This window comes from Streptosporangium sp. NPDC050855 (assembly GCF_044456585.1).
Lineage (GTDB): Bacteria > Actinomycetota > Actinomycetes > Streptosporangiales > Streptosporangiaceae > Streptosporangium > Streptosporangium longisporum.
On record NZ_JBITFY010000011.1, the window covers coordinates 301,548 to 314,975 of the forward strand.

Genomic DNA, 13,428 nt, shown 5'->3' on the forward strand with positions numbered 1-13,428 from the left:
TCGGCGGAGCGATCGCGGGGGGAGACATCGCCGTCGCGTGCCCAGTTCGGAACCGGTCTCGCAGGAAAGGAACACCGATGTCCGCGACCGTGCAGAAATCGCGACCCGGCGTGGTCCGATGCCGGGCGGAGACGAGCCGTGGCGTTCCCGGCCGCTCCCGCACCACCCCGGCCGGGCCCTTCCGGTCGGTGGCCGCGTTCGCCACGCAGGGGGTCAGCTCGCTCGGGCTGAGCGTGGCCGGCATGGTCTTCGCCGACCGGTCGCACCTCGGCCTGCCCCGTTTCACGTACACCGTCTGCTCCGACGGGGGCGAGGATCTGCTCACCGACCTCTCCCTGCACATGGAGGTCGAACACGGCCTGGAGGCCCTGAGCGGCGCCGATCTGATCATCGTGCTGCCCACCGAGGGCAGGCCGCTGACCCTGCGCCGGTCCGTCGTCGACGCGCTCAACGACGCCCACCGCCGGGGAGCGATCATCGCCGCCTACTCCACGGGAACGTTCCTACTGGCCGAGACCGGGCTGCTCGACGGCCGCCGGGCCGTCACCGACCGGCGCCTGGCCGACCGGCTCGCGAAGAGCCGTCCCGGGGTCGTCGTGGACCCCGAGGCCCTGTACGCCGACGAGGGGTCCGTCGTGACCGGCGCCGGCGCGGCCGTGGGCATCGACGTGTTCCTGCACCTGCTGCACCGCGAACACGGCGTGGCCGTGTCCGACGCCGTGGCCAGGGAGGCGATGGCGGCACCGCGCCGCGAGAGCGGGCAGGTGCGCTACGCCCCCACCCCGGCCGACGGCACCGGGGTCCGGGCCGTGCCCGGCGGCGCTCCCCTGGCCGAGGTCCTGCTGTGGGCCAGGAGCCGGCTCCAGCAGCCGATGTCGATCGGCGATCTGGCCGGGCACGCGCTGATGAGCCCGCGCACCTTCGCCCGCCGCTTCCGGGAGGCCACCGGCACCACGCCCTACGCCTGGCTGCGCGAGCAGCGGCTCGACCGGGCCGAAGAGCTCCTGAAGACCACCGACCTGCCGATCCGCACGATCGCCGAGCAGGCGGGGTTCCGCTCCGAGAGCCTTTTCCGCGGCCACTTCACCAGACGGCACGGGGTCCCTCCCCGCGACTACCGGCGCGCCTTCGGCCACACCCCCTGAGACGAGGACGCCCTCGCCGCGGCCCGCCGGCGTGGGCGTGAGGGTCAGGGCCGTCCGGGCGCTCGCGGGACGAGCAGCCTGCGGTTGAACGCCTCGGTGACGGCCGCGGCGCGGTCGTTCACGCCGAGCTTGGCGTAGATGTTCAGCAGGTGACTCTTGACCGTGGCCTCGGTGATGAACAGCCGGGCGGCCACCTCGCGGTTGGTGTTCCCGGCCGCCACGAGTTCGAGGACCTCCAGCTCCCGCCCGCTGAGCAGCTGCGGCGCGGGTGTCCTGACCCGGTTCATCAGCCGTGCCGCCACCGAGGGGGACAGCACGCTCTCACCCCTGGCCGCGGCGCGCGCGGCGCGCAGCAGGTCCTGCCGGGGGGAGTCCTTGAGCAGGTAGCCGGTCGCGCCCGCCTCGATGGCCGGGAGCACGTGGGTGTCGGTGTCGTAGGTCGTCAGGACCAGCACGCGCGCGCCGATCCCGAGCCTGGCGAGCTCGGTGATGGCGGTCAGCCCGTCCATGCCCGGCATGCGCAGGTCCATCAGGATCACGTCGGGCCGCAGCTCCCGGGCCAGCCGTACGGCCGTGGCGCCGTCCGCGGCCTCGCCCAGCACCTCGAACCCGGGTGCGGAGGCGAACATGCTGCTCAGCCCGTCCCTGACGATGGGATGGTCGTCCGCGATCAGCAGCCGGATCGGGGGCTCGGCCGGGTGGTCGGCCGCGTGGTCGGTCATGTGGCTCCCGGCCGGCAGAAAGGGGTCGGTCATGTGCGGCTCCCGGCCGGCAGGAAGGGGTCGGTCATGTGCGGCTCCCGGCCGGCAGGAAGGGGTCGGTCATGTATGGCTCCCGACCGCCAGGAAGGGGAGGCAGGCCGAGATCCCGGTGCCGGCGCCGGGCTCGGACTCGATCCGCAGGCTCCCGGAGAGCCCTTCGATGCGCTGGCGCATGATGGTCAGGCCGAACCCGCCGTCGCGGGACGGCGGGTTCGGCCCGCGGTCCGCGGCCGTTCCGGCTTCGAGACCCACGAGGTCGAAACCCCTGCCGTCGTCACGTACGTCCAGCGCCACCTCGTGTTCCAGGTAGGACAGCGTCACCCCGGCCCTGGTCGCGTGCGCGTGCCTGGCCACGTTGGCCAGGGCCTCCTGTGCCGTGCGCAGCAGCGCGAACTCGGCCTCCGGCGCCATCGGCCGTACCGTGCCGGTCGTCGTCACCTGGACGGCGATCCCGTGCAGTTTCGACCACCGGTCGGCCACGTCGGCGAGCGCGTCGCTCAGGCGTGAGGTCTCCAGCGGCTCGGGCCGCAGCGCGTCGACCGAGCGCCGCGCCTCGGCCAGGCTCTCCCTGGCCAGGGTCTTGACGGCTCCGAAGGGCCGGCGCCACTGTTCCGGAACCTCGTGCATCTGCTCGGCCGCCTGGAGCTGCGCGATGATCCCGGTGAGCCCCTGGGCCAGGGTGTCGTGGATCTCGCGGGCCATCCGCTGGCGCTCGTCGAGGATCCCCGCCTCCCGGGCCTGGGCGAGCAGCTGGGCGTGCAGGCCGGCGTTCTCGGCGAGCGTCGCCTCCAGCAGCCGGTTCGTCCGGCTCAGCTCGGCGAGGGCCTGCTCGCGCCGCTCCTCCTCCCGCTCGGCGAGCCGGAGCACCCAGGCGGTGCCGCCCATGAGGACGACGTTGGCGACGACAATGGCCGCCGACAGCACCAGGCCGGACGCTGTCGCCCTGTCCACGCTGGAGGCCTGCGCGGCGCCGGCCACGACCGCCGTGGCGGCCACGCCCAGGAGCCGCCACGGCCAGCGCAGGACGGTGAAGGCGTAGATGTAGGGCACCGGGGTGAGCAGCCCGAAGGCGGGGTCGCGCACCACCAGGATCGCGGTGATCACCAGGATCCCGGTGAAGAACACCGCCATGAGCCGGGGCCGTTCCCACCGGTCGGGACGCAGGGTGAACATGCCGAGCATCCACGCCGCGGCCAGCCCGCACAGGCCGAGGTCGACGAGCGGTGAGTCACCCGCCCCGATCTCCCTGACCGTCTTGAGGACGGCGAGAGCGGCCAGCAGCGTGTAGGGCACCGCGGTGACGAGGAGGAACGGTGGCCGTGTCCCCGCCGGGCACCGGTCCTCCGGCCGCCTCTGCCTGCTCACGATCTTCCTCCTTCGTGCCGAGTCTATTGCGGGGAAACCTGCGGATCTATTCCCAGCGGAACCAGCGGACCGCGACGAGCGCGCACCCGGCCGCGTAGGCCGCCAGCGTCAGGAGGGGGACGGCCGAGGGGAAGTGGCCCAGGTAGGCGTCCTGGAAGGCCTGCATGCCGGCGCCGAGCGGGGTGTAGTGGCCGATGGTCTGCAGCAGCGGCGGCATCTGCGTGATCGGCACCCAGAGCCCGGCGAAGAACATCATCGGGAAGAACAGCGCCGTACCGGTCGCCGAGGCCGCGTTGCGTCCGGGCACCAGCGCGGTGACCAGCAGGCCGATGGCGAGCAGTGCGGCGGCCCCGAGCAGCCAGGCGACGGTGAAGCCGAGCAGGTGCCGCGGCAGTTGCACGCCGAAGCCGAACCCGGCCACCGCGAGGAACAGGAGCATCGCTACGAGCGCGATGGCGAAGTTGGCCACGAGCTGGGCGGCGAGCAGGCGGACCGGGCCGACCGGCGTGGTCCGCATGCGGCGCAGCACGCCGTTCTCCCGGTACCCCGCGAGCGTGGTCGGCAGGGCGGTCATGGCCAGGATGGCCAGGTTGAACAGGATCAGGACGGGGACGTAGAGGTCGAAGATCGTCAGTCCGCCGGCGGCCTCCTGGCGTTCCCGCAGGGCGGGAATGCTGCCGAGGATGATCAGCACGAGCAGCGGGCAGCCGACGCCCCAGATGGGGCCGACCTTGTCGCGGAGGCAGAGCCTGCTCTCGGCCTTGATGAGCTTCCACGTTATGGAACCGCGCTTGGCGGTGACGGGGGCCGTGGCGGTGGTCAGAGCTGACATGGGGGGTTTCCTCTCGATGGTCTTCGTCGGGCGGGTTCGGTGGCGGTCGAGCCGGTGCGGGCCGGTCCGGTGCGGGCCGGTGCGGGACGGTGCGGTGCGGTGCGGGCCGGTGCAGTGCGGTGCGGGCCGGTGCGGGCCGGGCCGGGTGGGGCGGTCCGGGTCGACCCGGGTCAGGTCGGGTCGGTCCGGTCCGGGTGGGGCGGTCCGGGTGGACCGGTCCGGGGAGGTCAGGCGGTGGTGTCGAGACGTCTGCCGGTCAGCTCGACGAACGCGTCCTCCAGGCTCGCCTGCTCGACGCGCAGCCGTTCGGCCACGATCTGGTTGCGGGCCAGCACGGCGGTGACGGCGTTGAGCGCGTTGTCGTTGCCGTTGACGACGACGAACTCCCCCCGGCGGGTGACGCGGGAGACCTCGGGCAGGTCCGCCAGCAGGCGCTCGTCCATCGGCCTGGAGGGACAGAACTGGATGCGCTGCTCGATGCGGGCCCGTTCGGTGAGACCGGCCGGGGTGTCCACCGCGACGACGCGGCCCGCGTCGATCAGCGCCAGCCGGTCGCACAGACGCTCGGCCTCCTCCATGAAGTGGGTGACCAGCACGATCGTCACCCCGCGGGAGCGCACGCCCTCGATCAGGTCCCAGGTGTCGCGCCGCGCCTGCGGGTCGAGGCCGGTGGTGAGCTCGTCGAGGATCGCCACCCGGGGGTTGCCGACGAGGGCCAGCGCGATCGACAGCCGCTGCTTCTGGCCGCCGGACAGCTTGGCGTACCCGGTCTTCGCCTTGTCGGCCAGGCCGAGCCCGTGCATCAGCGCGCGCCAGTCGGCCGGCTCGGGATAGAAGGAGCTGTACAGCTCCAGGGTCTCGGCGACCTGAAGCCGGTCGGGGAGCTGACCGGCCTGCAGCTGGACGCCCAGACGCCGGGTCAGCTCGGCGCGGTCCCGGTGGGGGTCGAGCCCGAGCACCCTGATCTCGCCCCGGTCCGGCGTACGGAGGCCCTCGATGCACTCCACGGTCGTCGTCTTGCCGGCGCCGTTCGGGCCGAGGATCCCGAAGATCTCACCCTCCTGCACGGTGAGCGAGACGTCATCGACCGCGATCTTGTCGTCGTAGCGCTTGTGGAGGTTGCGTACCTCGATCACTGGCGGCATGCGGTGTCCTTCCGGGTTCGTCTCAGCGGGGGATCGACTGCCTTCAGCCTGCTGGAGCGGCCCCTTTTCCGGCACCGGCCAGGGGACGGGACCTGGCCGCCGAACGGTGGGGACGCCGAGTCAGCCGATCGGTTGACTCGGCGCCCGGACGGGGGAACGCGGGAGGACGGAGGTGACGCGGCAGGACGGAGGTGACGCGACAGGACGGGGGGACCCGGTCGCTCCGCGAGGGCGTCGCGGGTGAGGGGCCTTCCCGGAGTCCGGACGGCGATCCGCCGATCGGACGGCCGCCCGAGGTTCGCGCGGGCACGGGCGGGAAATCCTCACGGAGGTGACGGCCGAACCGGCGAGGACCATCGGATGCCCGCCCCTCGGGATCCAGGCGTCCATTTATATTGACAGTCATCGAATCAATGGGACAGGCTGACGATATTTAGACATTCTTCTAAACAATCGGGAAGCCGCCGGAGCACGGCACGAGGAGCGTCAGATGTCCGAGGGACACCCCACCGCACCCCAGAAGGAGGCCCTGCGCCTGATCTCGGAGCACGAGCCGATCGGCTGCGCCGGTGACCTCGGGTGAGCTCCAGCGCCGAAACCGCCTTCGTCCCTAGGAACGGCGGCCGATGGCGCCCGGCCCAGGGGTGGCGCATCGTCGCCGCCCTGGCCGTGACGCAGACCACCGGTTACGGCGTGCTGTACTACTCCTTCTCGGTCTTCCTCATTCCCATGGCGGCCGACCTGCACGCCGACGGTCCTCAGATCACGGCCGCGCTGACCGGCTCGATCCTGATCGCCGCGCTGTGCGCCCCGCTGGTCGGCCGCCTGCTCGACGCCCACGGCGGCCGGGGCCTGATGACCGCCGGGTCGGTCGTCGGCACGCTCGCCGTCCTGGCCTGGTCACGGGTCGAGACCCTGCCCCAGCTGTACGCGGTCTTCGCCGCGATCGGCGTCGCGTGCGCGATGGTGCTCTACGAGAGCGCGTTCGCCGTCATCGTCGGCTGGTTCGACGCCCCCGCCCGCGGTGACGACCCCGGTCCCGCTCACGACTCCCCCGCCGACGACCCCGACCGCGGTCACGGGCACGGCCCCGGCCCCGTCCGCGGTGACGGTCACGGCCGGGCCAACGCCCTGCTCGCGCTCACCGTCGTCGCCGGGTTCGCTTCCACGATCTTCCTTCCGCTGAGCGGGCGGCTGGTCGACGCCCACGGCTGGCGCACCGCCCTGGTGGTTCTGGCCGTCGTCTACGGGGCGGCGGCGATCCCGTTGCACGCGCTCGTCGTGCGCCGCCCCGCCCGCACCGGACGTCGGCCGGTCACGACCCGCGAGCGGGCCCGGGTCGTCAGGGCCGCCACCCGAGGGCGGCCGTTCCGGCTTCTGGTGATCGCCTTCACCGCCAACGGCGGCGCGGCGGCGGTGATGTCGGTCCTGCTCATCACCTACCTCGTCCACCTGGGCCACTCCCCCGTCCTGGCCGCCACCCTGGCCGGGCTGCTGGGGGTGCTGTCGGTTACCGGCCGCCTGCTCACCACCGGCCTGCAGCGCCGCCTGCCCGCCGCCCTCATCGCCGCCGCCATCTTCACCCTGCAGGGCGTCGCCGCCGCGCTGCTCCCGCTGGCCGGGCGCACGGTACCGGGCGCCGTCGGCTGCGTGCTCGGCTTCGGGCTCGGCTTCGGCATCGCCTCCGTCACCCTGCCGCACCTGCTGCTGCAGCGGTACGGGACGAGCGCCTATGCCTCACTGTCGGGCCGCGTCGCCGCCTTCTCCGTCGCCGACAAGGCCCTGGCCCCGCTGGGCGCGATCACGCTGGCCCAGGCGGCCGGGTACACGTGGGTGATGGCGGCCGTCGCGGTGGCCTGCGCCGTCGCCGCGCTCGCACTGGTCGCCTACCACCGCGCATGAGCGGAGCCGCCCGGCCCGGGTCAGCGGGTGTCGAGGCCGGCGATCAGGTTCTCGACCCGGGCGCGGATCTCGTCGCGGATGGCGCGGACGGCGTCGATGTCCCGGCCGGAGGGGTCGTCGAGGCTCCAGTCCTCGTACCTCGTACCGGGGAAGTACGGGCAGGTGTCGCCGCAGCCCATGGTGATCACCACGTCGGAGTCCTGGACGGCCTCGACGGTGAGGACCTTGGGGTGTCCGGTGGTGATGTCGACGCCGACCTCGGCCATCGCGGCCACCGCGACCGGGTTGATCTGGTCGGCGGGCTCGGATCCGGCCGAGCGGACCTCGATCCGCTCCCCCGCCAGGTGGGTGAGCCAGCCGGCGGCCATCTGGGAGCGGCCGGCGTTGTGCACGCAGACGAACAGCACGCTGGGCTTGTCAGGCATGAAGCGGTCCCTGTGGTGTGGAGGTGACGGGGAACAGGCGGCGGCCGGCCAGGCTGACGTAGACCAGGGCGACCAGGACGGGCACCTCGATCAGCGGGCCGACCACCCCGGCCAGGGCCTGGCCGGAGGTGACGCCGAAGACGCCGATCGCGACCGCGATGGCCAGCTCGAAGTTGTTGCCGGCCGCGGTGAAGGCCAGCGTGGTGGTGCGCTCGTACGTCAGGCCGATCGCCCGGCCTGCTAGGAACGAACCGCCCCACATGAGGGCGAAGTAGGCCAGCAGCGGCAGCGCGATCCGGGCCACGTCCCCGGGCCGGGAGGTGATGGTCTCCCCCTGCAGGGCGAACAGGACGACGATGGTGAACAGCAGGCCGTACAGGGCGACGGGTCCGATCCTGGGCAGGAAACGGGTCTCGTACCACTCACGGCCCCGGGCGCGTTCGCCCAGCCGGCGCGACAGGTAGCCCGCCGCCAGCGGGACGCCGAGGAAGATCAGCACGTATCGGGCGATGTCCCAGGCCGAGACCCGCAGCTCGGCACCCTCGCCCAGGCCCAGCCAGCCGGGCAGGACCTGAAGGTAGAACCAGCCCAGCGCGGCGAAGGCGACGACCTGGAAGATCGAGTTGATGGCGACCAGGACGGCCGCGGCCTCGCGGTCGCCGCAGGCCAGGTCGTTCCAGATCAGCACCATGGCGATGCAGCGGGCCAGGCCGACGGTGATCAGGCCGGTGCGGTACTCGGGCAGGTCGGGCAGCAGCAGCCAGGCCAGCGCGAACATCAGCGCCGGGCCGAGGATCCAGTTGAGCACCAGGGAGGCGATCAGCAGGCGCCGGTCGCCGGTGACGGTGCTCAGGCGGTCGTAGCGGACCTTGGCCAGCACCGGGTACATCATCAAAAGCAGGCCCAGCGCGATCGGCAGCGAGATCCCACCGACCCTGACCGCCTCCAGCGCGGAGTTCAGGCCGGGCACCAGGCGGCCGAGCAGCAGCCCGGCGGCCATCGCCAGCCCGATCCACACCGGCAGGAACCGGTCCAGGGTGGACAGGGCAGCGACCACGCCGCCCTTCGCCGTGGGGACGGGGGCGGTGGTGCGAGGGGGTGAGGACATCGCGCTTCCTTCGTGGTCCGCGCTCAGGCCGAGGCGGGAACGTCGATCAGGGCCGACAGGTCGGCCAGGGTCTCGGGGACCAGGCGGTAGTACACCCACGAGGCCCGGCGTTCGGAGACCAGCAGCCCGACCTCCTTGAGGACCTTCAGATGGTGGCTGATGGTCGGCTGCGACAGCTCGAAGGCGCCGGTCAGGTCGCACACGCACACCTCGCCGCCGGCGTGGCTGGCCACGATCGACACGATGCGCAGCCGTACCGGATCTCCCAGCGCCTTGAACACGCGCGCCACCGCGGCGCTCCGCTCGGCGCTGAGCGGCTCGCGCGTCAGCGGAGGGCTGCACCCCGACAGCTCCAGCGGCTCCAGCGGCTCCATCGGACATCCTCCATATAGACACTAATCGAAGTCGACCGCTGTCTATATTGACACACGTCTATCAGGCCGAGATACGGCGGGGCCGTCCTTCGTTCCACGCCCACGCCACCGGCTTCACCGTGCGGGGGCGGGGTCCAGCGGGGCGTAGCGCAGGTGCGGGCGTCCGTCCGGCGACAGGCTCACCGTCGCGCGGACGCGGTAGACGCGTTCCATCCACCGTTCGGTCAGCACCTGCGCAGGAGGGCCGGAGGCGACCAGGCGCCCGGCCTCCATCAGGAGCAGGTGGTCGCAGTACTGGGCCGCGAGGTTCAGGTCGTGCAGCGAGGCGACGACGGTGGCCGGCGCGTCGGCCAGCATCCGCAGCAGGTCGAGCTGATGGTGGATGTCGAGGTGGTTGGTGGGCTCGTCCAGCAGGAGCTCGGTGGGGTCCTGGGCCAGGGCGCGGGCGATGGTGACGCGCCGGCGCTCCCCGCCGGACAGCGTCGACCACCGGCGCTCCCCCCAGCCCTCCAGGCCGCACCGGGCCAGGGCCTTCTCGGTCTCCAGCACGTCGCGCGGATCGTCGCGGCCCACCATGGCGAGTCCCCTCCGGTGCGGGACGCGGCCCAGCATCACGACGTCGGTCACGGTCATGTCGATGTCGGTGGACGTCTCCTGGGCGACCACGGCCAGCCGGCGGGCGACCTCGCGCCGCGGCAGCTCGCCGATGCGGTGCCCGTCCAGCAGGATCGTTCCCGTCCGCGGGCGGAGCAGGCCGGCCAGCAGCCGCAGCAGGGTCGACTTCCCGCTGCCGTTGGGTCCCAGCAGCCCGGTGAGACGGCCCCGGGGGATGGAGACCGTGATCCCGTCGATGATGGGCGCGCCGCCGGCGCTCCAGGTGACGTCGTGGGCGTCCAGGCTCATCTGGGGGTGCTCCTTCGGCGCATGAGGACCGCGAAGGCGGGCACACCGATCAGCGCGGTGAGCACGCCGACGGGGATCTCCCGCGGGGTGAACAGGACCCGCGCGGCGGTGTCGGCCCACAGCAGGAAGACCCCTCCGTACAGGGCGCAGGCCGGCAGCAGCAGGCGGTGGCGGGAGCCGGTCAGGAAGCGGACGGCGTGCGGTACGACCAGACCCACGAACCCGATGGCCCCGCTCGCGGACACCAGTGCCGACGTGCCCAGAGCGGTGACGACCATCAGCGTGACCTGCGTCCTGACCGGGGAGACGCCCAGGGAGGCCGCGGTCTCGCGTCCGAAGGCGAAGGCGTCCAGGGCGGGCGCGGCGGCCCAGCAGACGGCCAGGGTGACACCGGCGGCGGCCGCGCACAGGGCGACACCGCTCCAGGACGCCGAGGCCAGCGAGCCCAGCAGCCAGAACGTCACGCTGCGGGTGCCGTGCGCGTCACCGGCCCAGATGACGATCAGGCTGGTCACCGCGCTGAACAGCTGTGACACCGCGACCCCGGCGAGCACGACGCGGACGGCGCTCGCCGACCCCGTACCGGCCAGCGCCAGGACGCAGCAGAAGGCCGCGACGCTTCCCGCGAAGGCTCCGGTGGTCAGGGTGGCGGCGGATCCGAGGCCGAGGATCAGGACCGCGACGGCCCCGGTGGAGGCGCCGGAGGAGATGCCCAGCAGGTAGGGGTCGGCCAGCGGATTGCGCGTCAGCGCCTGCAGGACCGCCCCGCACACGGCCAGGCCGCCACCGACCAGTACCGCCAGCAGGACGCGCGGCAGGCGCAGCTCCCAGACGATCGCGTCCTGCAGCGGGGGGAGCGGCACCACCGGCAGGCCCAGGTGCGCCGCGAAACTCCGCAGCACCTCCCCCACCGACAGGCCCGCCGCGCCGACGGCCACCGCGAACGCCACGGACAGCACGAGCACCGCCAGGCCGGCGCCGCCCAGCGAGATCGCGCCCGGCCACCGCCTGCCGGGGGTCGCGGCGCCGGGGGCCTCCGGATCGGCGGGTTTCGTGGTGCGCGGTGGTGCGTGGGAGGTCATCGCCGGGCGAAGACGACGTAGTCATCCAGGTACTGCCAGACGGTGCCCACCTCGGTGAAACCGGCGTTCCGCAGGGCCGCGAGGTGGAACTCCAGGGACGCCGGGGGCTGCGGCGGGCGGTCGGCGAAACGCCGCTCGCGCTCGGGCATCAGGGAGGCGAGGTCCGGATGGCGGGCGGCCAGGTCCCACCACCGTTCCCAGGTCTCGGCGCCGCCGGTGAACGCCTCCCGCTGCACGGCGGCGTCGTGCTCGGCCGACAGCCGCCGCAGGGCCGGCCGGTCGTCACCGAACCGCAGGTGGTCGGCGTTGAGCAGCACGGCTCCGGGAGGCAGCAGCCGCGCCAGCTCGGTGTAGACGGCCAGCAGCTGCCCGGGAGACAGCCAGTGCAGTGCCGTGGAGCTGAGCACGGCGTCGAAGGTCCGCTCCTCCGGCAGGGCCGACGGCCAGTCCGCGCTCACCAGGTCGGTCTCGACCACGGTGGCGCGGTCGTCGTGCCGCGCGAGGACCGACCGGGCGATCCGCGCCAGGACCGGGTCGAAATCGGCGGCCACCACACGCGCGCCCGGGAAGCGGCGCAGCACCAGGTCGGCGATCGAGCCCGGCCCGCAGGCCAGGTCGAGCACGGTGAGGTCGGCGGGACAGTGCAGGTCGAGCACGTCGAGCATCACCTGGAAGCGGTTCTGCCGGTGTGCCACGTACGCGGCCTGCTGTCGCTCCCACCGGGAGAACAGGTCGTCGAGGGTGGGCGCGGTGAGGGGAACGGTCATCGGGAACTCCTGGGAAGGTCGGGCCTGGACGGGCGTGGATCGGGCGGGCGCCCTGCGGTGGGTCAGCCGTCGAGGTCCCGCAGTCCCCTGCCGACCTGCTCCACGGCGCTGACGCTCCTGATCGAGGGGTCCATGGACGAGCCGGGGACGACGATGAAGCGGTCGTTCCTGACGGCGGTGAGCTTGGAGGCGACGGGGTCGGAGCGCAGGAACGCCTTCTTGGCCTCGGCGCTGTCGCCGTCGCCGCCGCGGGTGAGGTCGGCCAGCACGATCACGTCGGGGTCGCGTTCGGCGATCGTCTCCCAGTCGCCCTCCGCCCACTGCTGGGTGATGTCGGAGAACGCGTTCCCGGCGCCGAGGAACGTGCCGATGGTGTCGGGGAGCCCTCCGCGACCGGCGATGGCCGGGGTCTTGGTGCCGGAGTAGTACCACATCAGCTTCACCTTCCCGGCGGTGCCGGCCGCGGTCCTGGCGGCTTCGAGGCGCCGGCACAGGTCGTCCACCACTTTCCGGCCGCGCTCCTCGACATCGAAGATCTTCGCGATGTCGCCGATCTCGGCGAAGACGGCGTCGAACGACACCGCGGCGGGGATCAGCGCGCGGTCCTCGCAGTCGTTGGAGGACAGGTAGGCCGGTACGCCGAGCGCGGCCAGGTCCTTGCGCGTACCGCCGGCGTCGGGGGCGTAGGCCGAGGCGCGCATCGAGTAGACGAAGTCGGGGGTGGCGGCCAGCAGGGCCTCGCGGCCCGGGTACTGGGCGGCCAGGACGGGGACCTTGTCGTAGTCGCTCCTGAGCTCGTCGAGCACCGGGTCCGTCCGGTAGGCCGTACCGACCATCCGGTCCGCGAGGCCCAGCGTGAGCATGATCTCCGTCGCGTTCTGCTCCATGGAGACCGCGCGGCGCGGCGGCGCGGTGACGCGAAGGGGCAGGCCGCAGCTGGTCAGCTCCGTGGCGGCGCGCGCGGCGCTCGTACCGCTCGTGCCGCTCGCCGGGGCCCCGGTGGTGCCGGAGGACGCTCCCCCCGCGCTGCCGCAGGCGGTGAGAACCGCGACCAGGCACACGACCATCCCGATAGGAATGATTTTCATATCCGCGGACTATACAGGAGGAAAATGTACAGAAGCGACGACCCTGTACATACCTCTCTCGTCGGCCCGGACCTCGCAACGCGACCGCCCCACCGGCCGGGACCGCGCCCGGCCGGACACGCCCGGCCGCACACGGTCACGCCGTCACCGTGTCGTCACCGTGTCGTCACGGGGCCGGGACGCGGCTCATCTCGGGGTGATCAGGCCACGCTGGTAGGCGCGGATCAGGGGGCGGGGGACCAGTAGTCGCCGTCCCTCGATGGTGATGGGGACCAGGTCGGGGGTGGTGGCCTTCCACTGGGAGCGGCGGTGGCGGGTGTTGCTGCGGGAGGTCTTGCGTTTGGGGACGGCCATGGTTCACCAGCTCGCCTTCGTGATGCCGGGCAGTTCGCCGCGGTGGGCCATCTCGCGGAAGCGGATGCGTGACAGGCCGAATTTGGTCAGGTGGCCGCGGGGGCGGCCGTCGACGGTGTCGCGGTTGCGCACCCGGGTGGCGGAGGCGTCGCGTGGCTGGCGGGCCAGGGCCCGTAC

At 72.8% G+C, this 13,428-nt stretch carries 15 protein-coding genes; 2 read left to right on the plus strand and 13 right to left on the minus strand.

Annotated elements, in window-relative coordinates:
* Positions 1 to 77 precede the first annotated feature (77 nt).
* The gene (locus ACIBCT_RS23440) at positions 78 to 1,145 is read left to right on the plus strand and encodes a GlxA family transcriptional regulator (RefSeq protein WP_399191804.1); all 1,068 of its coding nucleotides are present in this window, start codon (positions 78 to 80) and stop codon (positions 1,143 to 1,145) included.
* Positions 1,146 to 1,189: 44 nt separating this feature from the next.
* Here the strand turns inward: ACIBCT_RS23440 and ACIBCT_RS23445 are convergent, their stop codons facing one another.
* From ACIBCT_RS23445 to ACIBCT_RS23460, 4 genes are all read right to left on the minus strand, one after another.
* Positions 1,190 to 1,867 (minus strand): response regulator, encoded by a 678-nt coding sequence (locus ACIBCT_RS23445; protein WP_399191847.1) that lies wholly within the window; start codon positions 1,865 to 1,867, stop codon positions 1,190 to 1,192.
* A 99-nt stretch (positions 1,868 to 1,966) separates the two neighbouring features.
* Positions 1,967 to 3,271: a sensor histidine kinase gene (locus ACIBCT_RS23450; RefSeq protein WP_399191806.1), complete on the minus strand. Its 1,305-nt coding sequence runs from the start codon at positions 3,269 to 3,271 to the stop codon at positions 1,967 to 1,969.
* A gap of 46 nt (positions 3,272 to 3,317) precedes the next feature.
* A complete protein-coding gene (locus ACIBCT_RS23455) occupies positions 3,318 to 4,103 on the minus strand; it encodes an ABC transporter permease (protein ID WP_399191808.1) in 786 nt (261 codons plus the stop codon).
* A gap of 227 nt (positions 4,104 to 4,330) precedes the next feature.
* Complete coding sequence (locus ACIBCT_RS23460; RefSeq protein WP_399191810.1) at positions 4,331 to 5,248, minus strand: ABC transporter ATP-binding protein; 918 nt, start codon at positions 5,246 to 5,248, stop codon at positions 4,331 to 4,333.
* 579 nt (positions 5,249 to 5,827) lie between these two features.
* On the opposite strand from ACIBCT_RS23460, the gene ACIBCT_RS23465 reads away from it, so the two are divergent.
* On the plus strand, positions 5,828 to 7,150 hold the full coding sequence (locus ACIBCT_RS23465) for an MFS transporter (protein ID WP_399191812.1): 1,323 nt from the start codon (positions 5,828 to 5,830) through the stop codon (positions 7,148 to 7,150).
* A gap of 20 nt (positions 7,151 to 7,170) precedes the next feature.
* On the opposite strand, the gene ACIBCT_RS23470 is transcribed toward ACIBCT_RS23465, so the two are convergent.
* The 9 genes from ACIBCT_RS23470 to rpsN all read right to left on the minus strand — a co-directional run.
* The gene (locus ACIBCT_RS23470) at positions 7,171 to 7,575 is read right to left on the minus strand and encodes an arsenate reductase ArsC (protein WP_399191814.1); all 405 of its coding nucleotides are present in this window, start codon (positions 7,573 to 7,575) and stop codon (positions 7,171 to 7,173) included.
* Positions 7,568 to 8,683, minus strand: a complete 1,116-nt coding sequence (gene arsB / locus ACIBCT_RS23475) for an ACR3 family arsenite efflux transporter (RefSeq protein ID WP_399191816.1) — start codon at positions 8,681 to 8,683, stop codon at positions 7,568 to 7,570. The genes ACIBCT_RS23470 and arsB overlap by 8 nt, the downstream gene beginning before the upstream one ends.
* A gap of 23 nt (positions 8,684 to 8,706) precedes the next feature.
* Complete coding sequence (locus ACIBCT_RS23480) at positions 8,707 to 9,057, minus strand: ArsR/SmtB family transcription factor (RefSeq protein ID WP_399191818.1); 351 nt, start codon at positions 9,055 to 9,057, stop codon at positions 8,707 to 8,709.
* Between the two features lie 114 nt (positions 9,058 to 9,171).
* The gene (locus tag ACIBCT_RS23485) at positions 9,172 to 9,960 is read right to left on the minus strand and encodes an ABC transporter ATP-binding protein (RefSeq protein WP_399191820.1); all 789 of its coding nucleotides are present in this window, start codon (positions 9,958 to 9,960) and stop codon (positions 9,172 to 9,174) included.
* Positions 9,957 to 11,042, minus strand: coding sequence for a FecCD family ABC transporter permease (locus tag ACIBCT_RS23490; protein WP_399191822.1), 1,086 nt, complete (start codon positions 11,040 to 11,042; stop codon positions 9,957 to 9,959). Before ACIBCT_RS23490 ends, ACIBCT_RS23485 begins: the two co-directional genes overlap by 4 nt.
* Complete coding sequence (locus ACIBCT_RS23495; protein ID WP_399191824.1) at positions 11,039 to 11,809, minus strand: class I SAM-dependent methyltransferase; 771 nt, start codon at positions 11,807 to 11,809, stop codon at positions 11,039 to 11,041. The genes ACIBCT_RS23490 and ACIBCT_RS23495 overlap by 4 nt, the downstream gene beginning before the upstream one ends.
* 62 nt (positions 11,810 to 11,871) lie before the next feature.
* Positions 11,872 to 12,897, minus strand: a complete 1,026-nt coding sequence (locus ACIBCT_RS23500) for an ABC transporter substrate-binding protein (RefSeq protein WP_399191826.1) — start codon at positions 12,895 to 12,897, stop codon at positions 11,872 to 11,874.
* A gap of 186 nt (positions 12,898 to 13,083) precedes the next feature.
* Positions 13,084 to 13,251, minus strand: a complete 168-nt coding sequence (gene rpmF, locus ACIBCT_RS23505) for a 50S ribosomal protein L32 (RefSeq protein WP_399191828.1) — start codon at positions 13,249 to 13,251, stop codon at positions 13,084 to 13,086.
* Between the two features lie 3 nt (positions 13,252 to 13,254).
* On the minus strand, positions 13,255 to 13,428 hold a 174-nt coding region (rpsN, locus tag ACIBCT_RS23510; protein ID WP_399191849.1), incomplete at its 5' end, for a 30S ribosomal protein S14.